Origin of the sequence: Staphylococcus caeli, from assembly GCF_051413795.1 — a bacterium.
Lineage (GTDB): Bacteria > Bacillota > Bacilli > Staphylococcales > Staphylococcaceae > Staphylococcus > Staphylococcus caeli_A.
Map to the genome: position 1 here is coordinate 178,496 of NZ_JBOIRQ010000001.1, position 25,625 is coordinate 204,120.

At 32.4% G+C, this 25,625-nt stretch carries 30 protein-coding genes; 29 read left to right on the forward strand and 1 reads right to left on the reverse strand.

Going from position 1 to position 25,625, the window contains the following annotated elements; translation table 11 throughout:
• The first annotated feature begins 24 nt into the window (after positions 1-24).
• The 27 genes from ACSULM_RS00810 (at position 25) to holA (ending at position 21,661) form a co-directional block, all read left to right on the forward strand.
• A complete protein-coding gene (locus tag ACSULM_RS00810; RefSeq protein ID WP_436854030.1) occupies positions 25-285 on the forward strand; it encodes an IreB family regulatory phosphoprotein in 261 nt (86 codons plus the stop codon).
• A 3-nt stretch (positions 286-288) separates the two neighbouring features.
• Positions 289-717, forward strand: a complete 429-nt coding sequence (gene ruvX / locus ACSULM_RS00815; protein ID WP_436854029.1) for a Holliday junction resolvase RuvX — start codon at positions 289-291, stop codon at positions 715-717.
• A 16-nt stretch (positions 718-733) separates the two neighbouring features.
• Positions 734-1,054: a DUF1292 domain-containing protein gene (locus ACSULM_RS00820; protein ID WP_069996460.1), complete on the forward strand. Its 321-nt coding sequence runs from the start codon at positions 734-736 to the stop codon at positions 1,052-1,054.
• A 389-nt stretch (positions 1,055-1,443) separates the two neighbouring features.
• The gene (locus tag ACSULM_RS00825) at positions 1,444-2,082 is read left to right on the forward strand and encodes an O-methyltransferase (RefSeq protein ID WP_436859852.1); all 639 of its coding nucleotides are present in this window, start codon (positions 1,444-1,446) and stop codon (positions 2,080-2,082) included.
• Positions 2,082-3,005 carry a peptidase U32 family protein gene (locus ACSULM_RS00830; RefSeq protein ID WP_436859853.1) on the forward strand — a complete coding sequence of 308 codons (924 nt, stop codon included), beginning with the start codon at positions 2,082-2,084 and terminating at the stop codon, positions 3,003-3,005. Before ACSULM_RS00825 ends, ACSULM_RS00830 begins: the two co-directional genes overlap by 1 nt.
• Before the next feature lie 13 nt (positions 3,006-3,018).
• Positions 3,019-4,287, forward strand: coding sequence for a peptidase U32 family protein (locus ACSULM_RS00835; protein ID WP_436859854.1), 1,269 nt, complete (start codon positions 3,019-3,021; stop codon positions 4,285-4,287).
• Entirely contained in the window at positions 4,287-4,910 is a 624-nt protein-coding gene (gene udk / locus ACSULM_RS00840) for a uridine kinase (RefSeq protein ID WP_069996464.1), read from the forward strand. The genes ACSULM_RS00835 and udk overlap by 1 nt, the downstream gene beginning before the upstream one ends.
• Before the next feature lie 27 nt (positions 4,911-4,937).
• Complete coding sequence (greA, locus tag ACSULM_RS00845; protein ID WP_436859855.1) at positions 4,938-5,414, forward strand: transcription elongation factor GreA; 477 nt, start codon at positions 4,938-4,940, stop codon at positions 5,412-5,414.
• A gap of 288 nt (positions 5,415-5,702) precedes the next feature.
• The gene (gene pxpB, locus ACSULM_RS00850) at positions 5,703-6,437 is read left to right on the forward strand and encodes a 5-oxoprolinase subunit PxpB (protein WP_436859856.1); all 735 of its coding nucleotides are present in this window, start codon (positions 5,703-5,705) and stop codon (positions 6,435-6,437) included.
• Positions 6,427-7,428 (forward strand): biotin-dependent carboxyltransferase family protein, encoded by a 1,002-nt coding sequence (locus ACSULM_RS00855; RefSeq protein WP_436859857.1) that lies wholly within the window; start codon positions 6,427-6,429, stop codon positions 7,426-7,428. The genes pxpB and ACSULM_RS00855 overlap by 11 nt, the downstream gene beginning before the upstream one ends.
• Positions 7,428-7,874: an acetyl-CoA carboxylase biotin carboxyl carrier protein gene (locus tag ACSULM_RS00860; RefSeq protein WP_436859858.1), complete on the forward strand. Its 447-nt coding sequence runs from the start codon at positions 7,428-7,430 to the stop codon at positions 7,872-7,874. The genes ACSULM_RS00855 and ACSULM_RS00860 overlap by 1 nt, the downstream gene beginning before the upstream one ends.
• Before the next feature lie 21 nt (positions 7,875-7,895).
• Complete coding sequence (locus tag ACSULM_RS00865) at positions 7,896-9,254, forward strand: acetyl-CoA carboxylase biotin carboxylase subunit (protein ID WP_436859859.1); 1,359 nt, start codon at positions 7,896-7,898, stop codon at positions 9,252-9,254.
• Complete coding sequence (gene pxpA / locus ACSULM_RS00870) at positions 9,255-10,013, forward strand: 5-oxoprolinase subunit PxpA (protein ID WP_436854018.1); 759 nt, start codon at positions 9,255-9,257, stop codon at positions 10,011-10,013. It abuts the gene before it with no gap.
• A 4-nt stretch (positions 10,014-10,017) separates the two neighbouring features.
• Complete coding sequence (locus tag ACSULM_RS00875; RefSeq protein ID WP_436854017.1) at positions 10,018-11,250, forward strand: NRAMP family divalent metal transporter; 1,233 nt, start codon at positions 10,018-10,020, stop codon at positions 11,248-11,250.
• 195 nt (positions 11,251-11,445) lie between these two features.
• Positions 11,446-12,132, forward strand: a complete 687-nt coding sequence (locus tag ACSULM_RS00880; protein ID WP_436859860.1) for a 5'-methylthioadenosine/adenosylhomocysteine nucleosidase — start codon at positions 11,446-11,448, stop codon at positions 12,130-12,132.
• Between the two features lie 15 nt (positions 12,133-12,147).
• Entirely contained in the window at positions 12,148-12,675 is a 528-nt protein-coding gene (locus ACSULM_RS00885; protein WP_436859861.1) for a YqeG family HAD IIIA-type phosphatase, read from the forward strand.
• Complete coding sequence (gene yqeH, locus ACSULM_RS00890; RefSeq protein ID WP_436859862.1) at positions 12,676-13,782, forward strand: ribosome biogenesis GTPase YqeH; 1,107 nt, start codon at positions 12,676-12,678, stop codon at positions 13,780-13,782. It abuts the gene before it with no gap.
• 12 nt (positions 13,783-13,794) lie between these two features.
• Complete coding sequence (gene aroE / locus ACSULM_RS00895; protein WP_436859863.1) at positions 13,795-14,592, forward strand: shikimate dehydrogenase; 798 nt, start codon at positions 13,795-13,797, stop codon at positions 14,590-14,592.
• A 12-nt stretch (positions 14,593-14,604) separates the two neighbouring features.
• The gene (gene yhbY / locus ACSULM_RS00900; RefSeq protein ID WP_436859864.1) at positions 14,605-14,895 is read left to right on the forward strand and encodes a ribosome assembly RNA-binding protein YhbY; all 291 of its coding nucleotides are present in this window, start codon (positions 14,605-14,607) and stop codon (positions 14,893-14,895) included.
• On the forward strand, positions 14,895-15,467 hold the full coding sequence (nadD, locus tag ACSULM_RS00905; protein ID WP_436859865.1) for a nicotinate (nicotinamide) nucleotide adenylyltransferase: 573 nt from the start codon (positions 14,895-14,897) through the stop codon (positions 15,465-15,467). Before yhbY ends, nadD begins: the two co-directional genes overlap by 1 nt.
• Complete coding sequence (yqeK, locus tag ACSULM_RS00910; RefSeq protein WP_436859866.1) at positions 15,457-16,041, forward strand: bis(5'-nucleosyl)-tetraphosphatase (symmetrical) YqeK; 585 nt, start codon at positions 15,457-15,459, stop codon at positions 16,039-16,041. The genes nadD and yqeK overlap by 11 nt, the downstream gene beginning before the upstream one ends.
• Positions 16,042-16,395, forward strand: coding sequence for a ribosome silencing factor (rsfS, locus tag ACSULM_RS00915; RefSeq protein WP_436854010.1), 354 nt, complete (start codon positions 16,042-16,044; stop codon positions 16,393-16,395).
• A 1-nt stretch (position 16,396) separates the two neighbouring features.
• On the forward strand, positions 16,397-17,113 hold the full coding sequence (locus tag ACSULM_RS00920; protein WP_436859867.1) for a class I SAM-dependent DNA methyltransferase: 717 nt from the start codon (positions 16,397-16,399) through the stop codon (positions 17,111-17,113).
• A gap of 49 nt (positions 17,114-17,162) precedes the next feature.
• Positions 17,163-17,861 carry a helix-hairpin-helix domain-containing protein gene (locus tag ACSULM_RS00925; protein WP_436859868.1) on the forward strand — a complete coding sequence of 233 codons (699 nt, stop codon included), beginning with the start codon at positions 17,163-17,165 and terminating at the stop codon, positions 17,859-17,861.
• 82 nt (positions 17,862-17,943) lie between these two features.
• Positions 17,944-18,405 (forward strand): ComE operon protein 2, encoded by a 462-nt coding sequence (locus ACSULM_RS00930; RefSeq protein WP_436854007.1) that lies wholly within the window; start codon positions 17,944-17,946, stop codon positions 18,403-18,405.
• A gap of 118 nt (positions 18,406-18,523) precedes the next feature.
• The gene (locus ACSULM_RS00935; protein WP_436859869.1) at positions 18,524-20,611 is read left to right on the forward strand and encodes a DNA internalization-related competence protein ComEC/Rec2; all 2,088 of its coding nucleotides are present in this window, start codon (positions 18,524-18,526) and stop codon (positions 20,609-20,611) included.
• Positions 20,612-20,686: 75 nt separating this feature from the next.
• Positions 20,687-21,661: a DNA polymerase III subunit delta gene (holA, locus tag ACSULM_RS00940; RefSeq protein ID WP_436859870.1), complete on the forward strand. Its 975-nt coding sequence runs from the start codon at positions 20,687-20,689 to the stop codon at positions 21,659-21,661.
• A 233-nt stretch (positions 21,662-21,894) separates the two neighbouring features.
• Here holA and rpsT read toward each other — a convergent pair whose 3' ends face one another.
• A complete protein-coding gene (gene rpsT, locus ACSULM_RS00945) occupies positions 21,895-22,146 on the reverse strand; it encodes a 30S ribosomal protein S20 (RefSeq protein WP_436859871.1) in 252 nt (83 codons plus the stop codon).
• A 319-nt stretch (positions 22,147-22,465) separates the two neighbouring features.
• Between rpsT and lepA the strand changes: the two genes are divergently transcribed.
• Both lepA and hemW read left to right on the forward strand, forming a co-directional pair.
• Positions 22,466-24,289, forward strand: coding sequence for a translation elongation factor 4 (lepA, locus tag ACSULM_RS00950; RefSeq protein ID WP_436859872.1), 1,824 nt, complete (start codon positions 22,466-22,468; stop codon positions 24,287-24,289).
• 164 nt (positions 24,290-24,453) lie between these two features.
• Positions 24,454-25,578: a radical SAM family heme chaperone HemW gene (gene hemW / locus ACSULM_RS00955; protein ID WP_436859873.1), complete on the forward strand. Its 1,125-nt coding sequence runs from the start codon at positions 24,454-24,456 to the stop codon at positions 25,576-25,578.
• Positions 25,579-25,625: the final 47 nt, after the last annotated feature.

Below are 25,625 nucleotides of genomic sequence, written 5' to 3' on the forward strand. Positions count from 1 at the left end.
CTTGCATACTAAGGAGTGTTAAACATGGAAAATTTTGATAAAACAATGAAATTTAATTATGATGAAATTCCAAAAGAAGATGTCAAAACAGTACTACAAAATGTCTATAATACGTTAGCGGAAAGAGGCTATAATCCAGTCAATCAAATCGTTGGTTATTTATTATCTGGTGATCCGGCTTATATTCCACGTAATAATGAAGCTAGAAATCAAATTCGTCGCATTGATCGAGATGATATCATGGAAGAGTTAGTTTCTAGTTATTTGCAAGAGAAATCTAATTAATTTATGTTAAAGCATAAAATCATTGGACTAGATGTAGGTAGTAAAACTGTAGGCATTGCAATTAGTGATCTTATGGGTTGGACAGCCCAAGGATTAGACACACTCCGTATAGACGAAGAAAACAATGACTTAGGCATTGATCAACTCGTTAAAATCATAAAAAAAGAAAATGTAGGGACAGTAGTTATTGGTTTACCTAAAAATATGAACAATTCTATTGGCTTTAGAGGTGAAGCTTCGTTACAATACAAGGAGCAACTACAAGAATCATTGCCATCTTTAGAAATAATCATGTGGGATGAACGTTTAAGTACTATGGCTGCCGAGCGTTCATTGCTTGAAGCGGATGTTTCCCGAGAGAAACGCAAAAAAGTCATTGATAAAATGGCTGCCGTGTTTATCTTACAAGGCTATTTAGATTCTTTACAATAAAAAGGAGCGTTTAATAATGACAGAACACAATCACAATTCTGAATTAGAAATTAACAATGAAGAGGAATTATTAACTTTATACGATGAAGAAGGAAATGAAGTCCTATATCGTAAAGTATTAGAATTTTTCCATCCTGAATTTAAAAAAGAGTATGTGATTCTTGCAGAAGAAGGCGCAGAATCAGATGACGATGATTTAATTGAATTAGTTCCAATGATTAATGAACCTGACGAAAACGGTGAGGGTGGTAAGTTTTTACCAGTTGAAACTGATGAAGAATGGGACATGATTGAAGAAGTGGTAAACACTGAAATGGATGATCACGACCACGAATAATTAGCACATGGAATTTGAGCAAAGGTGTTATTTGTTTTTCAACATTCTCAAATATGAGTATACGAAAGCCACAGGCATGTAATATGATGCTTGTGGCTTTTTGTATTAATAATGAATTGTATTCAAAGTGAAGTACAGTAGATCATTTCAATATGACTATAGATAAAGCAATAAATTATACTTATATTATCAATGTGTTTATGGTAAAATATATAAAGTTAAATTTAAACGTACGCTTATTTGAAAATAAGTTATATATACATAGATTTAAACAAAACACATGTGTCTAACATGAACAGTGATAAATAAAACACAATCAGTCATAAGTGGCTGATTTATTTTATTGTTTAAATTAAAGGTATCATTTTACAATAAAGGAAGTTCTGAAAATGGAAAACAACGAGTCCTATTTATTGAATTTACACAAACAGAGAGACAATGATATTGAAAGTTTGAGAACATATGCGGAAGAGCATCAAGTACCGATTGTAGACAGATTGACATTAGATATGATTAAACAATTGATTCGGTTACATAAACCGTTGAATATACTAGAAATTGGTACTGCGATTGGCTATAGTGCCATGCAATTTGCATCAGTAGCAAGTGATATACATGTCACGACAATTGAACGTGATTCAGAAATGCAACAAAAAGCATTAGAACATTTCAAACAATATGGTTATACTTCACAAATTAGAATGTTACAGGGTGATGCTTTAGAACAATTTTCAAAAGTTAGTGATCGTACCTATGATATGATATTTATTGATGCTGCCAAAGCACAATCTAAAAAGTTTTTTGAACTGTATACACCGTTATTAAAAGTTGGTGGATTAGTAATTACTGATAATGTGTTATATCACGGATTTGTTTCTGATATATCCGTTGTTCGAACACGAAATGTGCGTCAGATGGTTAAAAAAGTTATTGAGTATAATGAATGGTTAATGAACAATCAAGCGTATACAACTAATTTTTTGAATATGGATGATGGTTTAGCAATTTCAATTAAAGGAGAATCATAATGACAGAATTATTAGTAACACCGAAATCTGTTGCTCATATAGAGACATTAATTGAAAAAGGTGCAGATGCATTTGTTATAGGTGAGCAAAGATTTGGACTAAGACTTGCCGGAGAATTTGATAAACAAGCAATGCAACAAGCTGTTGAATTGATTCATCGCAATGGCAAAAAGGCATACGCCGCTGTGAATGGCATTTTTCATAATTATCATTTAAATGCTCTTGAAGCATATATAAAATTTTTACATGAAATAGAAGTTGACCGTATTATTTTCGGAGATCCAGCTGTCGTTATGTTTGTGAAAGGTCAAACGCATCCTATTCCATTAAATTGGGATGCTGAAGCGTTAGTTACTAATTATTTTCAATGTAACTACTGGGGTAAAAAAGGTGCTCAACGTGCACAATTGGCTAGAGAGCTGAGCTTAGAAGAAATTATTAATATAAAGAAACATGCTGATGTTGAAATTGAAGTACAAGTACACGGCATGACATGTATGTTCCAATCAAAACGTATGCTCTTAGGTAATTATTATACCTTCCAAGAGCGTCAAATGAAGATTGAAAGAAATAAAGAAGCTAACGAATTATTATTATACGATGAAGAGCGGGACAATAAATACCCAGTCTATGAAGACTATAATGGTACGCATATTATGTCACCTAATGACATTTGTTTAATTGAAGAATTGGATTCATTATTAGAGGTAGGCATTGATGCACTTAAAATCGATGGTGTCTTGCAAACTGAGGATTATATCAATGTATGTACAGAACAGTACCGTGAAGCGATTGATTTATATAATGAAGATCCTGAAGCGTATGATGATGAAAAATTTATGCTAGTAGATCCAATAGAAGAGATACAACCAGAGCACCGTCCGTTTGACGAAGGCTTTTTATTTAAACAAACAGTATATTGATGGAGGAGAAACAGTGAAAATTTTAGAAGTAATAAATACACAACATACACCTAAAATAAAGAAACCTGAACTTCTAGCGCCTGCTGGGAATTTAGAAAAACTAAAAATTGCTGTACATTATGGTGCAGACGCTGTCTTCTTAGGAGGCCAGGCTTATGGCTTAAGATCAAATGCTGATAACTTTACTATGGCTGAAATCAAAGAAGGCGTTGAATTTGCCAACAGATATGGTGCGAAAATTTATATTACAACGAATATTATTGCACATGATGAAAATATGGATGGTTTGGAAGATTATCTACGTGATTTAGCGACTGCTGGTGCAACTGGTATCATCGTTGCAGATCCGTTGATTATAGAAACCTGTAAGCAAGTAGCTCCACAACTAGAGATACATTTATCGACGCAACAATCACTTTCTAATTATAAAGCCGTTGAATATTGGAAAGAAGAAGGTTTGGATAGAGTAGTATTAGCACGAGAAACAGGTGCAATGGAAATGAAAGAAATGAAAGAAAAGGTTGATATTGAGATTGAAGCTTTCATTCATGGTGCGATGTGCATTGCATATTCTGGAAGATGTACATTAAGTAATCACATGACTGCACGTGACTCTAACAGAGGTGGTTGTTGTCAAAGTTGTCGTTGGGATTACGATTTGTTAGAAGTCGACGATGAAGGCGAATTAGATTTATTTTATGCTGATAATGAGGTGGCTCCTTTTGCAATGAGTCCAAAAGATTTAAAACTGATTGAATCCATTCCTAACATGATGGATATCGGTGTAGACTCATTGAAAATAGAAGGCCGAATGAAGTCAATTCATTACATTGCAACCGTTGTATCTGTTTATAGAAAAGTTATTGATGATTATGCTGCAGATCCAGAACATTTTAAAATTAAACCTGAGTGGTTAATTGAATTAGATAAATGTGCAAACAGAGATACTGCTTCAGCATTTTTCGAAGGAACACCAGGTTATGAAGAGCAAATGTTTGGCCAGCAAAATAAGAAAAACTCAGATTATGATTTTTGTGGACTTGTATTAGATTATGATGAAGAGACAAACATTGCTACAATTCAACAACGTAATAAATTTGAACCAGGTCAAGAAATTGAATTTTTTGGTCCTGAAATAGATACTTTCAGACAAGTAGTTCATACAATTTATGACGAAGAAGGTAATGAACTTGATGCTGCACGACATCCATTACAAATTGTGCAATTAAAGGTCGATCGTCCAATTTATAAAAATAATATGATGCGAAAGGAAATTGGATAATGAAAAGCACAACTATTATAGGCATAGCAGGCGGATCAGGCTCTGGTAAAACATCAGTTACAAATGAAATAATGAAGAATTTAGAAGGTCATAGTGTTGCACTATTGGCTCAAGACTATTATTATAAAGACCAATCACATTTAACGTTTGATGAACGTTTAGAAACGAATTATGACCATCCATTTGCATTTGATAATGATTTATTAATTGAAAATCTGAATGATTTACGAAATGGTAAACAGGTTGAAGTGCCGACGTATGATTATACAAATCATACACGAAGTAAGGAAACGATTGCATTTGAGCCAAAAGATGTTATTATCGTAGAAGGCATATTCGCTCTTGAAAATAAAACGTTACGTGATTTAATGGATGTAAAAATTTATGTTGATACTGATGCTGATTTACGTATCTTAAGACGACTGTTAAGAGATACAGAAGAACGCGGTCGTACAATGGAATCAGTAATAAATCAATATTTAAATGTAGTGCGTCCAATGCATAACCAATTCATTGAACCTACTAAAAGATATGCGGACATTATTATACCCGAAGGTGGTAGCAATAAAGTTGCAATTGACATCATGACTACAAAGATTCAAACTTTAGTAAGTAAACAATAGACTGTATAGGTAAAGGAAGATGACATAATGGAAAATCAAAAACAATATCCAATGACTCAAGAAGGTTACGATAAATTAGAAAAAGAACTAGAAGAGTTGAAAACGGTCAAAAGACCAGAAGTAGTTGAAAAAATTAAAGTTGCACGTTCATTCGGTGACTTATCAGAGAACTCTGAGTACGATGCAGCAAAAGATGAGCAAGGCTTCATAGAACAAGATATCCAACGCGTAGAACATATGCTACGTAATGCCCTTATCATCGAAGATACAGGTGACAATAATGAAGTACAATTAGGTAAAACTGTAACAATCGTAGAATTACCTGGTGACGAAGAAGAAGAATATCAAATCGTTGGTTCAGCAGAATCTGATGCTTTTAAAGGTAAAATTTCTAATGAATCACCAATGGCTAAGAGCTTAATTGGTAAAAAATTAGATGACGAAGTACGTGTCTCTCTACCAAATGGTGGAGAAATTAACGTCAAAATTGTCAATATCAAATAATTAGTAGAATAAACCCCCAAAATACTTATATAGTTATTTTGGGGGTTTAAAATATTTTAAGCTTAAATTTACATATAGAATAATGTTATCTTTAAGCAGTGGGAAATTTTATTTGTAATCCTAATATAATAAATTATTATTTTTTGACAAATTTTGGTTTTATTATTAAAAGTGATAATTATTTGCTATTAAACAGACTTTTAATATGAATGATATAATACAAATGTTGAGCACGCAATTTAGTTTGAAATTATAATAAATTGTAATTGTTTACAAGGGGGGAACGTTTTGGAATATAAGATAATAAATGAACAAACAATAATGATTTATTTTGATGCACAAATAAATCCAATAACGTTTAATAAAGTACAACAGATTGAAAAATACATATTAGAACAACATCATCCAGCAATTATTGAAATGATACCGTCTTATCGTGCGCTTATGTTAAATATTGATCTTTCTCATGGTAATCCACAACAAGTCATTTTAGAATTAAAATTAGATGATTTTTATGTTGATGCAGATGCTCAAACCAATCAAACTACTAAGACAATTCACTTACCTGTCTGCTATGGTGGTGACTATGGTGAAGATATTGAAACCGTAGCTACGTATCATCAATTATCTATCGATGAAGTTGTGAATATACATAGTCAAAAGTCATATTTAATTTATATGTTAGGTTTTATGCCTGGTTTTCCATTTTTAGGTGGACTTGATGATCGATTGCATACACCGAGAAGAAAAGAGCCAAGAACACGTATACCTGCTGGATCAGTTGGTATAGCAAATAATCAAACTGGTCTGTATCCAAAAGCTTCTCCAGGTGGCTGGCAAATCATTGGTCAAACACCAATCCATGTATTCGATGCACAACGAGCACCTATGAGTTTATATTCACCTGGTGATTATATTAAGTTTTATGCTATAGACCAACAAACATTTAAGCAAATAGAGCATGAACAACAAGATCAACATTTTGATATTGAGAAATGGGTGAAAATAGAAAATGAGTATTAAAATTTTAAATCCAGGATTATTTAGTACGATTCAAGATGAAGGTAGAATAGGATATCAAGCTCAGGGATTCTCCACAGCTGGAGCACTTGATATATATGCATTTAGACTTGCGCAAACGCTTATAAATAATGAGGGGCCAGCTATCGAATGTACGATGTTTGGACCAACAATTCAATTTTTAGCTGATAATACTTTTGTGGTAACAGGCGCACATTTTGATGCGTTATTAAATGAAAAGCCAGTTAAACACCAAACTGTTATTGCAGTAAAGCGTGGAGATATCTTAGCATTAAATTCAGCTACAGATGGAGCGAGAGCATATATTACATTTGGTAAGCCACTAGATATACCTTTAGTGGCAAATAGTTATTCTACACACACGCATAGCAACATAGGTGGTTATCAAGGGCGTGCCCTAAAATCTGGAGATATTATACAAACTAAGATTTCAGATAGCTTTGCACAACATATAGGTATAAGTAGTAATTCACAAGTCTCAGTGTCAGATACAGTACACGTTATAGAAGGTCCTCAAATTGATTGTTTTTCAGATGAAGCAAAAGAAAAATTGACTTCAACTACTTTTAAAATTTCAGAAAAATCAGACCGAATGGGATACCGTTTACAAGGTCCCGATATTGCCCCTGAGGAATCAGCCGATATCATTTCAGAACCGGTTGCATTAGGTAGTATACAAGTTCCAGATGATGGCAATCCGATTATATTATTAAATGATAAACAAACTGTTGGTGGTTATACAAAAATAGCGACGGTGTGTTTAGCTGATTTAGATATACTTGCACAGAAAAAACCTAGTGAAACTATCAATTTTCAATGGATAAGCGTAGAACAAGCAACTGAAAGACTCAAAGAAAAAGAACGGTTGTTTGTAGAAAAGCAAGAACAGTTATTAAAAACACCTGTTTACGATCTAGCACAAATGAGAAATACGTCTACACGTTTAAATAAATTACTAAAAGGAGAATTGTAATGAATTATGAAAAAATAGAAAAACTTATCAAACTTGTAAAAGAAAATGATGTGAAAAAATTCAAATTCAAAGATTTTGAAAACGAAATAGAATTAGATTTTACTGAGGGTGCTGTAAGTCAACAACCAATATACGGCACAACGCAACAATCAAATAATAATGATTCAAATAATAGTGCGGAACAAAAAAGTGCAGATACACAAAGTCAATATCAAGAAATCAAATCACCAATGGTTGGTACATTTTTCTTACAAGATGAAAAGGAATTAACAAACCCTGTAATCGAAGTTGGAGACGAAGTTAATAAAGGGGATGTCATAGGTTACATTGAGGCTATGAAAGTCATGAATGAAGTCACAAGTGATGTTTCTGGAGTGGTTGAAGAAATATTAGTACAACATGGAACAAATGTTGAATATAATCAAGTCATTGTCAATGTAAAGTAATTAGAGAAAGGGGTGTTTGCGTTGTATCGTTGTCTAATTGCAAACAGAGGAGAAATAGCTGTAAGAATTATACGAGCTTGTAGAGAGATGGAGATTGAAACAGTAGCGATTTATGCATTAGGAGATGAAGATAGTTTGCACGTGAGTTTAGCAGACCAAGCTATTTGTATTGGTGAAGCTAATCCACTTGACAGCTACTTAAATCAAGCACGTATTATTAGTGCTGCCAAAATCACACAGGTTAATGCCATTCATCCAGGTTATGGCTTCTTATCAGAAAGTGCTTCTTTTGCACAAAATGTTGAAGAAAATGGTATTCATTTTATAGGTCCTACATATCGAACAATGGAAATGATGGGTGATAAAATCACAGCGCGTCAAACCGTTGATAAGGCAGGTGTACCGATTATACCAGGATCAACGAAAGCTGTTGAATCTATTGAAGAAGTGAAAGCAATAGCCGAAGAAATTGAATATCCACTTGTATTAAAAGCAGCAAGTGGTGGTGGCGGCAAAGGGATTCGCATTGTCAAAACAGAAGATATGCTTGAAAAAGCATACAAAGAGGCCAAAAGCGAAGGGAAAAAATATTTTGATGATGACCGTATATATGTCGAAGCATTTATACCTGTAGCAAAACATGTTGAAGTACAAGTATTAGGTGATGGTCAGAATAATTATATTCATTTAGGTGAGAGGGATTGTTCAGTTCAAAGAAAAAATCAAAAACTCATTGAAGAATCACCGTGTGCGGCTATTTCAGAAAGTATGCGTGAGCAGATGTGTAATGATGCCGTCAAAGTAGCACGTGCTTCTAATTATCGTAGTGCTGGAACAATTGAGTATCTTGTTACTGATGATGCATATTATTTTATTGAGATGAATGCACGTATTCAAGTTGAACATACTGTTACAGAAATGAGAGCAAATCGTGATTTACTACAAGCACAACTATATTTAATGGAACACGGTGAACTTCCATTTTCTCAAGAAGATATTATTTTTGATGGACACGTGATAGAAGCTAGAATTAATGCTGAAAATCCTGAAAAGCACTTTCAGCCATCACCTGGTAAGGTGGAACATTTACACTTACCCCAAGGGTTTAATATACGTGTAGATAGTCTTCTATATTCAGGGTATCAAGTTTCACCAAACTATGATTCACTTGTAGCCAAAGTAATTGTCAAATCATCTTCAAGAGCGCTTGCAATTAAAAAATTAAAAGTTGCGTTAGACGAAATGGTCATTGATGGTTTTACAACTACGGCCGACTTTTTATATGCAGTATTATCATATCCTGAGTATGCAAATGGTGATGCTAGCAAAGTCGATATTAAATTTTTAGACAGACATCAAATAATTAAGGAGGACGCTTAAGTGAAAGTAGATTTAAATTGTGATTTAGGTGAAGCATTTGGAAATTATTCATTTGGCGGAGATGAAAAAATTATACCACTTATTACTTCAGCAAATATTGCATGTGGATTTCATGCCGGAGACCAATCTGTCATGAATAAAACAATACAACTTGCTAAAGAAAATAATGTTGGTATTGGTGCACATCCAGGACTTCCAGATCTACAAGGATTTGGTCGTAGAAATATGGACTTTTCAACAACAGAAATTTATGATATTGTGGTTTATCAACTTGGTGCGCTTAATGGTTTTTGTCAAATTCATAATGTCAAAATCAACCATGTTAAACCACATGGTGCATTATATCAGATGGGTGCTAGAGATAAAGACATCGCAAATGCGATAGCACAAGCAGTTTATGATTTCGACCCTGAAATTATATACATAGGGCTATCTAATACTTTTTTAATTACTGAAGCTCAAAGCGTTGGATTAACTACTGCATCAGAGGTATTCGCAGACAGACGTTATGAAGATGACGGCCAGTTAGTTAGCAGAAAAGAAAGTGATGCACTAATCACTGATACTAACGAAGCGATTGATCAAGTTGTGAATATGGTTAAATTTCAAAAGGTTATTACAAAAAATAATAACACGATAGAAATTCAAGCAGATACTATTTGTGTTCATGGAGATGGTGAACACGCTCTAAATTTTGTATCTAAAATTAAAGAAAGATTAATGAAAGAAGGCGTTTCAATTTCAAGGCTAGGGGGCTAATTCAATGCAAGGGAAGTCGAAGTTAGAAGAGAATGATTTTAAGTTTACAAAAAATCATAAGAGGTTATTATTAGGTTCTGTATTTTTAATGGCTACATCAGCCATAGGACCAGCATTCTTGACACAAACTGCTGTATTTACGGCACAGTTTGCATCAAGCTTTGCATTTGCAATATTACTATCTATATTAATAGATATAGGTGCACAAATTAACATTTGGCGTGTACTTGTTGTTACTGGTAAACGCGGTCAGGAGGTTTCTAATGAAATCTTGCCTGGTCTCGGGACCGTTATTTCAATATTAATAGCAATTGGTGGCTTTGCATTCAATATTGGTAATATTGCTGGAGCTGGACTTGGTTTAAATGCAATATTTGGTTTAGATGTTAGAATTGGTGCTGCTATTACAGCGGTATTATCAATTGGTATCTTTATTAGTAAAAGTGGTCAAAAAATCATGGATGTTGTAACTATGTTCTTAGGTTTATTGATGATTATTGTAATTGCATTTGTCATGTTTAAAGCGAATCCACCATATGCAGATGCTGCACAGCATTTAGTAATGCCTGAGCAACCACTAGCACTCGTATTACCTATTATTACATTGGTTGGTGGTACAGTTGGTGGTTATATTACTTTTGCAGGTGCACATAGAATATTGGATTCTGGTATAAAAGGTAAAGAATATTTACCGTTTGTAAATAGAGCAGCTGTTTCTGGTATTTTAACAACAGGTGTTTTACGTACTTTACTATTTTTAGCAGTACTCGGTGTTGTTGTAACAGGAGTTACATTAAATTCAGAAAACCCACCTGCGTCAGTATTTGAACATGTACTTGGTCCAGTAGGACGTAATATATTTGGTGTCGTACTGTTTGCAGCAGCGATGTCATCTGTAATTGGTTCGGCATACACAAGTGCTACGTTCATGAAGACGTTGCATAAGACTTTTTATAATAAAACAAATATTATTGTTATAAGTTTCATCGTTATTTCGACGATTGTTTTCTTATTCTTAGGCAAACCAGTTACACTGTTAATAGTAGCAGGTGCGCTAAATGGATTAATTTTGCCTATTACTTTAGGTACAATATTGATTGCAAGTAAACGAAAATCAATTGTGGGTGATTATAAACACCCGACTTGGATGCTCGTATTCGGCATCGTAGCTGTCATAGTAACAATCGTGACAGGAATCTTCTCACTTCAAGGATTAACGGAATTATTTGGAAGTTAAAACATGACTAAATAAAACCTGAAGGTAACGTATTATAACGTTGCTTTCAGGTTTTTATTATATTTTATGAAATAAGTGAATTTTAAAAAGTTCGTCATTTTCAATTTTAAATAAAATCGGCGAACAATGATCGAGGTATACCACTAAATGTGGTAGAATAACAAAGGCTAGGATTTTAAGATGAGGTGAATGATAGTGATAGGTATTATTGGTGCTATGGAAGAAGAAGTAGCAATCTTAAAAGATAAAATTGTAGAATTAGAAGAAATTAATATTGCACATGTCAAATTTTATAAAGGTTTTTTACATGACAAAGAGGTCATTGTAACCCAAAGTGGGATTGGTAAAGTGAATGTTGCTATATCAACTACATTATTAATCCAACGATTCAATCCAACATTAATTATTAATACAGGATCCGCTGGTGCGCTTGATACATCTTTAAATGTAGGTGATGTCGTTATAAGTGATATGGTTGCTTATCATGATGCAGATGCTCGTGCATTTGGCTATCAATTAGGTCAAATACCGCAAATGCCTGCGCAATTCGTGGCAGATAAACAATTAATTGGACTTGCCAAAGAAGCGATTAATAAACAAAAGTTAGTAGCAAAAACAGGGCTAATTGTAAGTGGTGATAGTTTTATTGGTACTGCTGAACAGCGTTCTACTATAAAGACAAATTTCCCGCAGGCAATGGCTGCAGAAATGGAAGCGACTGCAATCGCACAAACTTGTTATCAATTTAACTTACCGTTTATCATTACAAGAGCGATTTCAGATTTAGCAGATGGAGATGCTGATATTACATTTGATGCATTTTTAGAAAAAGCAGCAATTTCTTCAAGTGAAATTGTTGAGCGTTTAATTAAATCTATATAAAAAGGTGAAAATAAAATGGGTATGATTAAGAAATATTTTATGCCAAATGAATATGTGCAATCGATTTTTCAAATAGATATTGAAAAACTTGCTGCATCTGGTGTGAAAGGCATTATTACAGATTTGGATAATACACTTGTTGGTTGGGATGTTGCTGATCCAACTGAAGCAGTAAGAGCATGGTTTGAAAAAGCAAAAGAAGCTGGCATCAAAGTGACTATTGTTTCAAATAACAATGAGCAACGTGTCGGTAGTTTTTCAAAATCTTTAAAAGTTGATTATATATTTAAGGCGAAAAAACCAAGAGGCCGTGCTTTTAAACAAGCATCTGTTTTAATGAGATTAAAGCCAGAAGAAATCGTGGTAATTGGTGACCAAATGTTAACAGATGTATTTGGTGGTAACAGACGTGGCTTATTTACTATAATGGTTGTACCAGTTAAGAAAACAGACGGATTTATAACGAAATTTAATCGACTTATTGAACGTAGATTATTACAACACTTTAGAAAAAAAGGTTATATTACATGGGAGGAAAACTGATTGGCAGATACTGAAATTTTAAAATGTATCGGTTGTGGTGCACCATTACAATCTGAAGATACCAATGCGCCGGGCTATGTTCCGGAAAGTAATTTATATAGAGAAGATGTTATTTGTAAACGTTGTTTCAGATTGAAAAATTACAATGAAGTACAAGATGTTGGCTTAGATAGTGAAGACTTTTTAAACTTATTGAATGGTCTTGCTGATAAAAAAGGCATTGTTGTGAACGTTGTTGATGTTTTTGATTTTGAAGGATCTTTTATTAATGCAATCAAACGCATTGTTGGGAATAAACAAATTATTTTAGTAGCAAATAAACTTGATTTATTGCCCAAGCAAATTAATAAACGTCGTGTTAAAGAATGGCTGAAAAAAACGGCACGTAAATATGGTTTAGAAGCTGAAGAAGTGGTTTTAATTTCTGCAGAAAAAAATGAGGGTATTGATGATTTATTACATTCAATAGAGTCATTAAGAAATAATGATGACGTTTATATTGTAGGAACAACAAATGTTGGGAAATCTACATTGATTAATAAATTAATTGAACGTAGTGTTGGAGAGAAAGATGTAGTTACAACTTCTAGATTCCCAGGTACGACATTAGATATGATTGATATTCCATTAGATGATACGTCATTTATGTTTGATACTCCAGGTGTCATCCAAGAACATCAAATGACACATTACGTTACTGAAAAAGAACTAAAAACTATAATGCCGAAAAAAGAAGTGAAACAACGTATATATCAACTAAATGAAGGTCAAACTCTATTTTTTGGTGGCTTAGCACGTATAGATTATGTCAGTGGTGGTAAACGTCCGTTAGTATGTTATTTTTCAAATGAGCTTAATATTCATCGTACAAAAACAGAAAATGCGAATGATTTATGGCGTAATCAATTAGGAGACGTTTTATCTCCACCTAATAATCCTGAACATTTTGATTTGCAAAACGTAAAAGCAGTACGTTTAGAAACTGGCAAAGAAAAACGAGATGTAATGATATCTGGCCTCGGTTTTATAACGATTGATGAAGGGGCAAAAGTGATTGTCCGTGTTCCAAAAAATGTAGATGTAGTTTTAAGAAATTCAATTATGTAAGGCGGGGTTATTTTGAAATATGCAGTGATTGGTCATCCGATTGACCATTCTTTATCGCCAGTTATGCATAACGCTAACTTCACAGCTTTGAAACAAGATTCAAGTTATGAAGCAATAGATATTCCTGAACATCACTTACATTTAATTAAGGAAATCATTAGTGATAAATCACTTTCTGGATTTAATGTGACAATACCACATAAAGAAAGTATTATACCGTTTTTAGATGAAATAGATGAACAATCAAAAACGGTAGGCGCGGTTAATACTGTGAAAATAGAGAATGGTAAATGGATTGGCTATAATACAGATGGTATTGGCTATGTATCAGGTCTAAAACAAGTATATCCTGATTTGAAAAATGCTTCGATTTTAATTTTAGGTGCAGGCGGTGCAAGTAAAGGCATCGCAAATGAACTTTCAAAATTTGTTGATTCTAAGTTAACTATAGCAAATAGGTCTATGCAACGATTTGATCACTGGTCAATGGATGTCCATAAGATTAGCCTAGATGAAGCAGAAGCAAACCTGGCATCATTTGATATTGTGATTAATACTACACCAGCTGGTATGAATCAAAATAGAGATATTGTGATCAACTTAGAACAATTAGATGTTCATACACTTGTGAGCGATATTGTTTATGTTCCTTTTAAAACACCAATTTTAAAAAAGGCTGAAGCGAATGGCAACTCAATTCATAATGGTTTAGATATGTTTGTTTATCAAGGCGCAGAAAGCTTTAAAATATGGACGGATACAATGCCGGACATTCAAATTATGAAAGATGCAGTATTAAAACATTTATAAAGGAGATTAATTATGTTAACAGGTAAACAAAAACGTTTTTTACGTAGTAAAGCCCATAATGTTGACCCAACATTTCAAATAGGTAAAGCAGGTATAAATGATAATATGGTAGCGCAATTAGTTGATATATTAGAAAATAGAGAGCTAATTAAAATTCATGTTTTACAAAATAACTCTGAAGATAAGAATGACTTAGCTCAAACACTTAGCGAAGCAACAAATAGTGACATCGTACAAGTAATCGGGTCAATGATTGTGCTCTATAAAGAATCACAAGACAACAAGCAAATTCAATTACCATAATGTCGCATTCAATTGTATTATATGGTGGGCAGTTCAACCCGATTCATACAGCCCACATGGCAGTCGCTAGTGAAGTTTATCACTATATTAAGCCAGATATATTTTATTTTATACCAAGTTTCATGTCGCCCTTAAAAGCGCATAATGATTATTTAGAAGCTTCATATAGAATTAAAATGATTGAATATGCGATTAAAGACTTGGGATTTGGTTCAATCTATTTAGATGAAATTGAACGACAAGGTCAAAGTTACACCTATGATACGGTCATGCGCCTATTGGAACAATATCCCGATTCAAAAATATATTTTGTTATCGGCACAGACCAATATGACCAACTCGATAGATGGTATAAGATTACGCAATTAAAATCACTTATTACATTTGTTATTGTGAATAGGGATAAAGCGATACAAGAAGTAGAATCAGATATGATAGCAATAACAATTCCACGTATTGATATAAGTTCAACTTTAATTAGAAATAGAGTGAAAAACGGTGAGAATATTCAAGTTCTTGTTTCACCAAACGTTGAACAATATATCCGAGAGGAAGGATTATATGAACATTAATCAAGCGATTGAATTAGTTAAAGAAAAGTTACCTAAAAAAAGATTTGATCACTCTATGCGTGTTGCAGAGACAGCGGTTAAATTAGCTGAAATTTATGATGGTGATAAATCGAAGGCTGAACTCGCTGGTATTTTACATGATTATTCTAAGTATGATGATTTAGGAAAAATGTACCAAATTGTGACAAAACATGAATTAGATAGCAATTTATTAAGTTATGGATCTGAAATTTTACATGGTCCCGTATGTGCAGTCATTATGAAGGAACATTATGGTGTCGATGATGAAGAAGTTTTATTGGCTATTAAAAATCACACAACTGGCCGCGCACATATGACAAAAACTGAGAAACTTGTACTTATCGCAGATTATATTGAACCTGGTCGTCAGACCCCAGGCGTTGAAGAAATTAGAGATTTAGCATACAATCAAGGTAGCTTAGATAAAACCATTTACGAAATATCTAAGCGAACTGTACTATATTTAATTAATAAAGATATTAATGTTTATGACGCGACGATTGCATGCTTGAATTATTACAATTATAGTGACGAAAGAGTAAAGGATGATTAAATGAAATCAGATCAATTATTAAATTTAGCTGTAGAAGCAACTGAGAATAAAAAAGCAGAAGATATTATTTCTTTAAAAATGCAAGGAATTAGCGATATGACAGATTACTTTGTGGTTTGCCACGGTAATAATGAAAAACAAGTTCAGTCTATTGCACGTGCAGTAAAAGATGCAGCTAATGAAGCGGATATTGAAGTTAAACGAATGGAAGGCTTTAATGAAGCGAGATGGATTCTTATTGATTTGGCAAATGTAGTCGTACATGTATTTCATAAAGATGAAAGAGATTATTATAATATTGAAAAATTATATAGAGACGCGCCATTAGAATCATATGGACAGGTTGTTTACTAAAATGGTTCAGTATGAAGAAATGAGCTTATTTTATGATCAGTTAACACTTGATCAACCTTATGAATCTTGGTTAGATATTGTGAATCATTTTTCTGTCAGTAAAACATCAATTTTAGATATTGGTTGTGGAACAGGCAGTTTAACGTCACTGATGACTGATTTTCAAGAAATTACTGGTATGGATTTAAGTGTTGATATGTTGGCAATAGCATCTCAAAAATCAAATAAAGTTAATTGGCTCGAAGGTGATATGACAGATTTTGAGCTAGAACAACAATTTGATGTGATTACTATTTTCTGTGATTCACTAAATTATTTAGTTGGACAAGAAGATGTTATTTCAACGTTTGAGCGTGTTTATAACCATTTAAATCATAGCGGTGTGTTTATGTTTGATGTACATACAGTACATAAAATGAACACACTTTTTAACAATCAAAGTTATATTGATGAATCAGAGAATGTATTTCTTGGTTGGGAAGCAGTTAAAGGCGAAGAACCTTTAAGTGTTTGGCATGACTTGTCATTTTTTATTAAACAAGATGACAATCAATATGTCCGATTTGATGAGTCCCATTATCAACGAACTTATACTGAGGAAGATTATCTTAAAATGTTAAAGCAAACTGGTTTTTCTAGTATTGAGACATTTGTTGATTTTGATCCACAACAACACAATGAAGAAGGTAATAGACTGTTTTTCATTGTAAAAAAATAAAAGTAAAATCACTCCTTTATGCGTGTAATGTATAAAGGAGTGATTTTTTATGTTTATAGAATGGGATAAATGGAAAGAAATAGTGTTTAAATACAAAGGAATATGCATATGTAGCGCATTAATTTTGCTGTCTATCTGTCTATACTTTGCAATTTATTTAACAAAACATGAGACTGATAATAATCCGAATTTAACAAGAGATGATGCCACGACATTTATTGGCGATCAATCTAATAACAAACAACAAAAATCTTCGACTAATACTACTAAAGAGAAGAATAAATCGTCAGAAATCATTTATGTAGATATAAAAGGCGCAGTAGAAAATCCCAACATTTATAAAATGAAATCGACAGATAGAGTGAAACAATTATTAGACAAGGCTAAACTATCGACAGACGCAGATCTGAGCCATATAAATTTAGCTGAAAAATTACAAGATCAAAAATTAATTTATATACCCAAAAAAGGAGAGGTAGAAAATAATCAAAGCAATACTTTAAGTAAATCAGAAAATGGCCATCATCAATCACAGTCAATTACAAATACCATTCAGGAGAAAGTGAATTTAAATAGTGCAGATGAATCCCAATTATTAAAAGTTAACGGTATTGGACCATCTAAGGCAAAATCTATAATTGAATATCGAGAGCAACACGGACAATTTGAAAATGTAGATCAACTTAAAGAAGTAAATGGTATTGGTGAAAAAACTTTGGAGAAAATACGAGAAGATTTAACTGTATGATTTTTGTTGCATTCTTAAGTGATAAAATTTAATCTATAATTAATTGATTTATATAATTTATATTACATATTGGAGGCTCAACATGGACCGTATAAAATGGGAAGAATATTTCATGGCACAAAGTCATTTACTTGCATTAAGATCTACATGCCAACGTTTGTCTGTAGGTGCAACTGTTGTGAAAGATAATAGGATTATCGCCGGTGGTTATAATGGTTCAGTTTCTGGAGAAGTGCACTGTATTGATGAAGGGTGCCTATTAGAAGATGGACATTGTATTCGAACTATTCATGCAGAAATGAATGCACTTTTACAATGTGCCAAACAAGGCGTATCTACTGATGGTGCGACGATATATGTAACGCATTTCCCTTGCTTGAACTGCACGAAATCTATCATTCAATCTGGAATTACGACGATTTATTATGCTGAAGATTATCATAATCATAAATATGCATTGAAATTGTTAGACCAATCAGGCATCGAGTATAAAAAAATTACGTTTGATCAAAAACATGTAGCTCAATATTTGATGAACAAATGATGCATTGATTTATTATGCTTTAGCTTATTTATCTGGTATTTTATGGCTACATATCAAACCATTATCGATACTTGTGTTTGCAATTTTACTATTTATATTAATTAGAAAACGTGTCAACATGGTACAATTTGCTATTATACTAATTGTACCGTGTATATCTTTTATTCTGTTTCATCAATATTTAAATCATACTATGACTTATCAAAAACAACTCCTCAAAAACTCATTTAATACACAGGCATACTTTATAAATAAACCTGATATTAAAAACCACACATTAAGTGGTATGTTAAGCATTAACCATCAAAGTTATAAATATTATTATTATTTAAAAAATGACGCACAAAGTACTTACTATAATCAACTATATGGATATAGTTGTAACATCAAAGGTAATTTTAAAACTGTTGATGAACATCTCAATAGCCATTTATATGTGAATTTAGAATCTATTAATAGTTGCAGGGCATCTCATTCTACAATTTCCAATTTTATAGAAAGACATAAACAATTTGTGTTAACTCAACTCAATGAAAGACATGTTCGTACATCTGGTAAAATTATTGCTTTAATTACGGGAGATACATCTAAGATTGATGAAACTGACTTAGAAAAAGTCAGAGAAATTGGTATTTATCATTTATTAGCAATCAGCGGTACCCATATTGGGGCAATTATCGGCTTAATATATTACTTATTAAATAGATTTCAGTTTCCTCTTGCTCTTATAAAGCTAATACTCTTTATTTTGCTTCCAGTTTATACTTTATATACTGATTTAGCACCTAGTGCCATTCGAGCAGTATCAATAGCACTTTTAATTATTTTACTCCCTAAACAAATATACAAACAGTCCATACATTTACTAGCCTTAGTTTTTATGATTTCTACACTAATTAATCCAGCATATATTTATAATATCGGTTTTCAATTCTCTTATTTAATTACTTTTTTTATACTTTTTTCACTTCCTGTTTTAGAAAACGCAAGCACTGTTAAATGCACACTTTATGTTACTGTTATTGCACAAATAGGGTCTTTTATTATAAGTGCAATTTACTTTAATCAGATTCAATGGATAGGCGTTTTATCAAATTTATTCTTTGTACCATTTTATGCTTGCTGTTTACTGCCACTAGCACTTTTTTACTTTTTAACTCTTCATTTTCCTTTTGAAATAATACCACTTACCAAAATTTTAAATTTTGTTACATGGATACATGATGTAACTGTAAACCTTTTTATGAAACTTGCTACTATCAAATGGATTATTCCTGAATTATCATCTATATTTATTACGATTACTGTTCTACTTCTTGTTATAACTGTTATATTACTCGTACACAAACAATACTTTTCTTTTAGTGTAGTTATGATAATTGTGTTGATAATTACCACAATATTACCTAAATCCAGTGACTATAAATTAACAATGCTTAATGTAGGACAAGGGGATGCTTTATTATTTGAAACCTCACAAAGAGAGTCTGTACTTATTGATACTGGAGGCGCATTGCAAAAGCCTGGTGAACATCCTAACCATATGCTAGCTAAAAAAAGAATAATGCCAACATTAAAAAAGCACGGAGTAAAGAAAATAAAATACTTGATAATAACGCATCCTCATGTAGATCATATGGGTGAATTAAATTACTTAATCAACGCTATTAAAATTGAAAACTTAATTATTAATCAACATAGTTTTGAAATTAATTTGCTAAAGCTATTAATTAAGCAATGTAATGAAAATGAAATTAAACTATTAGATTTTAAGAAGGTTCCACAATTTTTTATTGATGAGGCAAAATTCAAATTGCTAGATACTACCATTCCATCATCTGAAGATTTGAATGAACATTCGATAGTAACATTAATAGAATATAATGGGATTAAAATTCTCTTGATGGGGGATGCCACGATTCATAATGAAAGTGAGTTATTAAGAAAATACAATATTGGTAAAGTTGATATTTTAAAAGTAGGTCATCATGGTAGTAAAACGAGTACTAGTTATGCATTCATTAACAACATAAAGCCGCGTATAAGTTTGATTTCAGTGGCTAAGAAAAACCGTTATAATTTACCAAGTATTGAAGTTGTTAAAAGATTACAAAATGCGTATTCTAAAATTTATATGACTAGCCAATCGGGTGAAATTACCATTTCATTAAAAACGCATTTGTTAATCAATGGACAACCACAATAATGATTTCTAGTAGAGAGAAAATAGTAGCCGTGATATAATATTTAAATGTGTAAACGTAATGAAAGGGTGCTACTTATGAGCGATAATATAATTACAATTTACGGCGAAGTGCCTGAGCTAATCGAAAAAAAGACCGCTGAAGTCGTAAGTCAATACTTGCAAGCACCGAAAGATGATTTTAATTTTGTGAAATACAATTTATACGAATCAGATTTAGCACCAATTATTGAAGAGACATTGACTATGCCCTTTTTTTCAGATAAAAAAGTGGTACTTGTCCAAAATGCATATGTGTTTACTGGTGAGAAGCCAACGAAAGATGTAAATCACAATATTGATCAACTAATTGAATTTATAGAAAAATATGATGGAGAAACACTAATTATATTTGAGGTATATCATTCGAAATTAGATGAACGAAAAAAATTAGTTAAAGCATTGAAAAAGAATACGCAACTTAAGAAAATAGAGCAAATGTCTGAAGAAGAAATTAAGCAATGGATTAAGAAGCAACTCCATGAGAATTATAAAGATATTAAACAGGATGCACTAGATTTATTTTTAGAGCTTACTGGTATCAACTTTAATATTGTAAAGCAAGAACTAGAGAAAGTAATGCTATATTTAGGTGATCGTTCGACAATTAATAAACAAGATATTCATCAAATCGTAAATAGAAGTCTAGAACAAAATGTATTTTTACTAACAGAATATATTCAAAAAAACAAAAAGGTAAAAGCGGTTCAATTAGTCAAAGACTTAATTGCTATGAAGGAAGAACCAATCAAATTACTAGCATTAATCACTAGCAATTATCGACTTTTTTATCAATGTAAAATATTAAATCAAAAAGGGTATAGTGGGCAACAAATAGCCAAAACTATAAACGTACATCCTTATAGGGTTAAATTAGCATTAAATCAAGCTAGAAATTATCAACTAGAAAATTTCTTAAATATTATTGATACTTGTGCAGAAACAGATTATAAATTGAAATCATCTTATATGGATAAACATCTTATATTAGAATTGTTCATATTGTCGCTATGATGATTATGATTTTTTAAGAGACCGGGACATAAATAAACGTCCCGGTCTCTTTTTCAATAAGGCAGTAGATGACTGAATTGAAAATGCGCTTATATCAAGCTTTTTTCAACTCTAGTCATCCTTGCCGGGGTGGGACTACGAAATCTTAATTAGAAAATTAGCTTTCTGTCCCACTCCCTTCTTAATTAAATAAAGACATAAAAAAAGTTCAAGCATTTGCTTGAACTTTAAAATTATTTAGCTGCAGTCATTAATGAAGACTTGATACGTGCAGCTTTGTTTGTGTGAATTAAGTTGCTTTGCGCAGCTTTATCAACTTTTTTCAAAGCAAAGCTTACTAAGTCAGCTTTGTTGTCAGCATTTGATTCAATTGCTGAATGCGCTCTTTTAACTGCTGTACGCATTTCATTTTTTTGTGAAATGTTACGCTCTTCAGCAGTATGAGTTGTTTTAACACGTTTAATTGCAGATTTGATGTTTGGCATATGTGTCACCTCCTAAAAGTGATCTTCGCTATCAAAGTTAATTTGATTACAACAAGAAATATTTTATCAAAACAAGTGACTTTCTGCAATCATTTATTTACGTATAGCGCGTAAATTAGATATAAATGATACAATATTTATTAGAGAGCCTATTTGAATAAACATTTTCGCATCAACTTAACTGTAAATCAGACAGATTTTTATTTAAGTAGCATTGAAAGTTTTTGCAAGTTTGCAATTACCTAGTAAAAACGTTATTATATCAAAGAATGTCATACATATAAACGGGATAGAATTATGAAAGTGAGAAGGATAATACATGGATAAACAAGAACGTTTTAATAGACGTAAAAACATAAGGAATTTTTCTATTATTGCACATATAGACCATGGTAAATCTACGTTAGCTGACAGAATCTTAGAAAATACAAAGTCAGTAGAAACACGTGATATGCAGTCACAACTGCTAGATTCCATGGATTTAGAAAGAGAACGAGGCATCACGATAAAATTAAATGCAGTAAGGTTAAAATATGAAGCAAAAGATGGAGAAACATATACTTTCCATTTAATTGATACACCGGGACACGTCGATTTTACATATGAAGTATCTAGATCATTAGCAGCATGTGAAGGTGCGATTCTCGTTGTAGATGCGGCGCAAGGAATTGAAGCTCAAACATTAGCAAATGTTTATTTGGCTCTAGATAATGAATTAGAATTGTTGCCAGTGATTAATAAAATAGATTTACCAGCAGCAGAGCCAGAACGTGTGAAACAAGAATTAGAAGATGTCATCGGTATAGATCAAGATGATGTCGTATTAGCAAGTGCCAAATCAAATATAGGTATAGAGGACATTTTAGAAAAATTAGTAGACGTTGTACCTCCACCTGAAGGAGATCCAGAGGCACCCTTAAAAGCACTTATTTTCGACTCGGAGTATGACGCTTATAGAGGTGTTATTTCTTCTATCAGAGTTATGGAAGGTGTAGTTCAAGCGGGCGACAGAATAAAAATGATGGCCACTGGTAAAGAATTTGAAGTGACTGAAGTTGGTATCAATACTCCGAAGCAATTAGCAGTTGATGAATTAACTGTTGGTGATGTTGGTTATATTGTTGCCAGTATCAAAAATGTTGATGATTCACGTGTTGGTGATACGATTACACATGCTGACCGACCAGCTGAATCAGCACTTCAAGGTTATAAAAAAATGAATCCAATGGTATTCTGTGGTTTATTCCCAATTGATAATAAAGATTATAACGATTTGAGAGAGGCATTAGAGAAATTACAATTAAATGATGCATCATTAGAATTTGAACCTGAATCATCTCAAGCATTAGGGTTCGGTTATCGTACTGGTTTCTTAGGTATGTTGCATATGGAAATTATTCAAGAACGTATAGAGCGTGAATTTGGTATAGAACTTATTGCAACGGCACCATCAGTTATTTATGAATGTATAATGAAAACTGGAGAAGAAGTGTCAGTTGATAATCCTGCGAATATGCCTGAAAGAGATAAAATAGATACTATTTATGAACCATTTGTACGTGCAACGATGATGGTACCAAATGATTATGTAGGTGCTGTTATGGAATTATGTCAACGCAAACGTGGACAATTTATTAATATGGAATATATGGATGACATACGCGTTAATATTATTTATGAAATTCCATTATCTGAAGTTGTTTTTGATTTCTTTGACCAACTAAAATCTAACACTAAAGGTTATGCTTCATTTGATTATGAATTTATTGATAATAAAGAAAGCGATCTTGTGAAGATGGATATATTACTTAACGGTGAAAAAGTTGATGCCTTAAGTTTTATCGTGCATAAAGAATTTGCATATGATCGTGGTAAAACATTAGTTAAAAAATTAAAAACGTTAATTCCAAGACAACAATTCGAAGTACCAGTACAAGCAGCAGTAGGACAAAAAATAGTTGCCAGAACAAATATTAAATCTATGGGTAAAAATGTATTATCTAAATGTTACGGTGGGGACATTAGCCGTAAGAGAAAATTGCTAGAAAAACAAAAAGCTGGTAAGGCGAAGATGAAAGCTGTCGGAAATGTAGAAATTCCACAAGATGCTTTCCTTGCTGTACTTAAAATGGATGAAGATTGATACAGACTAAAAAAGCTGGGATATTAATGATTGTCTCAGCTTGAATTTTGATTTTAATTGTAAAAATAGAGAGGGAGATTATAAATGTATGGAAAATCATTTTGTCTCACTCTCAGTTTTTTGTCTCTTATTAATTATTTAATAGAAAGAGGTGACACAATATTATGGAAGTAAAAAGTGCTTATATACACATCCCTTTTTGCGTAAGAATATGTACTTATTGCGATTTTAATAAATATTTTATACATAATCAGCCAGTTGATACATATTTAGATTGTTTGATTAAAGAAATGGAAGGGAGCAATGTTAGAGATTTAGAAACAGTTTTTGTTGGCGGAGGTACTCCAACTGCACTCTCTTATAAACAACTTGAACAATTATTAATTGCTATTACGCGTTTATTTAATATTTCAGGTGAATTTAGTTTTGAAGCAAACCCAGATGAATTAACGCTTGAAAAAGTACAGTTACTTAAAGATTATGGAGTGAATAGATTATCTATGGGCGTTCAAACATTCAAACCTGAGTTGTTAGAAATTTTAGGTCGAACGCATAACACCTCTGATATTTATAATGCAGTTGAGAATGCACGAAAAGTTGGTATTCCATCAATCAGTCTTGATTTAATGTATCATTTACCAACGCAAACGCTCGAAGATTTTCAAGACAGTCTTGAAAAAGCACTAGCAATGGATATTGATCACATATCGAGTTATGGTTTGATTTTAGAACCTAAAACACAATTTTATAATATGTATAAAAAAGGCAAGTTGAAAATACCCAATGAAGATATTGGAGAAGAAATGTATGAGTATCTAGTAGGAAGAATGCAGCAATCTGAATTGCATCAGTATGAGATTTCTAATTTTGGTAAAGTTGGTCATGAATCGGAACATAATAAAGTTTATTGGAAAAATGAAGGTTATTATGGTTTTGGTGCTGGTGCAAGTGGATATGTGAATGGTGAGCGCTACAGTAATGTTAATCCTGTGAATCATTATATAAAGAAAATACAAAATAATGAAAGACCTATTTTAGAATCTACTTTTCCTACAAAATCAGAACAAATGGAAGAAGAAATGTTTTTAGGGCTAAGAATGAATCAAGGTGTTAACAAACAACGTTTCTATGAAAAATTTGATCAAACAATAGAAGATGTTTATGGTCAAACAATTGCTGATTTAAAACAGCGTGATTTAATAATTGAGCATCAAGGATTTTTGACGATGACTGAACGTGGGAAAGTCATTGGAAACTATATTTTCGAGGCCTTTTTGTTAAATGTATAAATTTTTAAAAAATCCAATGCTTTAACATTGACTTACTTTGACCAATT

What these genes read in the sequence shown, in the direction of transcription:
- ACSULM_RS00810 (WP_436854030.1), top strand. Translation starts at nt 25, where the DNA reads ATGGAAAATTTTGATAAAACAATGAAATTTAATTATGATGAAATTCCA.
- ruvX (WP_436854029.1), top strand. Translation starts at nt 289, where the DNA reads ATGTTAAAGCATAAAATCATTGGACTAGATGTAGGTAGTAAAACTGTA.
- ACSULM_RS00820 (WP_069996460.1), top strand. Translation starts at nt 734, where the DNA reads ATGACAGAACACAATCACAATTCTGAATTAGAAATTAACAATGAAGAG.
- ACSULM_RS00825 (WP_436859852.1), top strand. Translation starts at nt 1,444, where the DNA reads ATGGAAAACAACGAGTCCTATTTATTGAATTTACACAAACAGAGAGAC.
- ACSULM_RS00830 (WP_436859853.1), top strand. Translation starts at nt 2,082, where the DNA reads ATGACAGAATTATTAGTAACACCGAAATCTGTTGCTCATATAGAGACA.
- udk (WP_069996464.1), top strand. Translation starts at nt 4,287, where the DNA reads ATGAAAAGCACAACTATTATAGGCATAGCAGGCGGATCAGGCTCTGGT.
- greA (WP_436859855.1), top strand. Translation starts at nt 4,938, where the DNA reads ATGGAAAATCAAAAACAATATCCAATGACTCAAGAAGGTTACGATAAA.
- ACSULM_RS00855 (WP_436859857.1), top strand. Translation starts at nt 6,427, where the DNA reads ATGAGTATTAAAATTTTAAATCCAGGATTATTTAGTACGATTCAAGAT.
- ACSULM_RS00860 (WP_436859858.1), top strand. Translation starts at nt 7,428, where the DNA reads ATGAATTATGAAAAAATAGAAAAACTTATCAAACTTGTAAAAGAAAAT.
- ACSULM_RS00875 (WP_436854017.1), top strand. Translation starts at nt 10,018, where the DNA reads ATGCAAGGGAAGTCGAAGTTAGAAGAGAATGATTTTAAGTTTACAAAA.
- ACSULM_RS00885 (WP_436859861.1), top strand. Translation starts at nt 12,148, where the DNA reads ATGGGTATGATTAAGAAATATTTTATGCCAAATGAATATGTGCAATCG.
- yhbY (WP_436859864.1), top strand. Translation starts at nt 14,605, where the DNA reads ATGTTAACAGGTAAACAAAAACGTTTTTTACGTAGTAAAGCCCATAAT.
- nadD (WP_436859865.1), top strand. Translation starts at nt 14,895, where the DNA reads ATGTCGCATTCAATTGTATTATATGGTGGGCAGTTCAACCCGATTCAT.
- yqeK (WP_436859866.1), top strand. Translation starts at nt 15,457, where the DNA reads ATGAACATTAATCAAGCGATTGAATTAGTTAAAGAAAAGTTACCTAAA.
- rsfS (WP_436854010.1), top strand. Translation starts at nt 16,042, where the DNA reads ATGAAATCAGATCAATTATTAAATTTAGCTGTAGAAGCAACTGAGAAT.
- ACSULM_RS00920 (WP_436859867.1), top strand. Translation starts at nt 16,397, where the DNA reads ATGGTTCAGTATGAAGAAATGAGCTTATTTTATGATCAGTTAACACTT.
- ACSULM_RS00925 (WP_436859868.1), top strand. Translation starts at nt 17,163, where the DNA reads ATGTTTATAGAATGGGATAAATGGAAAGAAATAGTGTTTAAATACAAA.
- ACSULM_RS00930 (WP_436854007.1), top strand. Translation starts at nt 17,944, where the DNA reads ATGGACCGTATAAAATGGGAAGAATATTTCATGGCACAAAGTCATTTA.
- ACSULM_RS00935 (WP_436859869.1), top strand. Translation starts at nt 18,524, where the DNA reads ATGGTACAATTTGCTATTATACTAATTGTACCGTGTATATCTTTTATT.
- holA (WP_436859870.1), top strand. Translation starts at nt 20,687, where the DNA reads ATGAGCGATAATATAATTACAATTTACGGCGAAGTGCCTGAGCTAATC.
- rpsT (WP_436859871.1), bottom strand. Translation starts at nt 22,146, where the DNA reads ATGCCAAACATCAAATCTGCAATTAAACGTGTTAAAACAACTCATACT.
- lepA (WP_436859872.1), top strand. Translation starts at nt 22,466, where the DNA reads ATGGATAAACAAGAACGTTTTAATAGACGTAAAAACATAAGGAATTTT.
- hemW (WP_436859873.1), top strand. Translation starts at nt 24,454, where the DNA reads ATGGAAGTAAAAAGTGCTTATATACACATCCCTTTTTGCGTAAGAATA.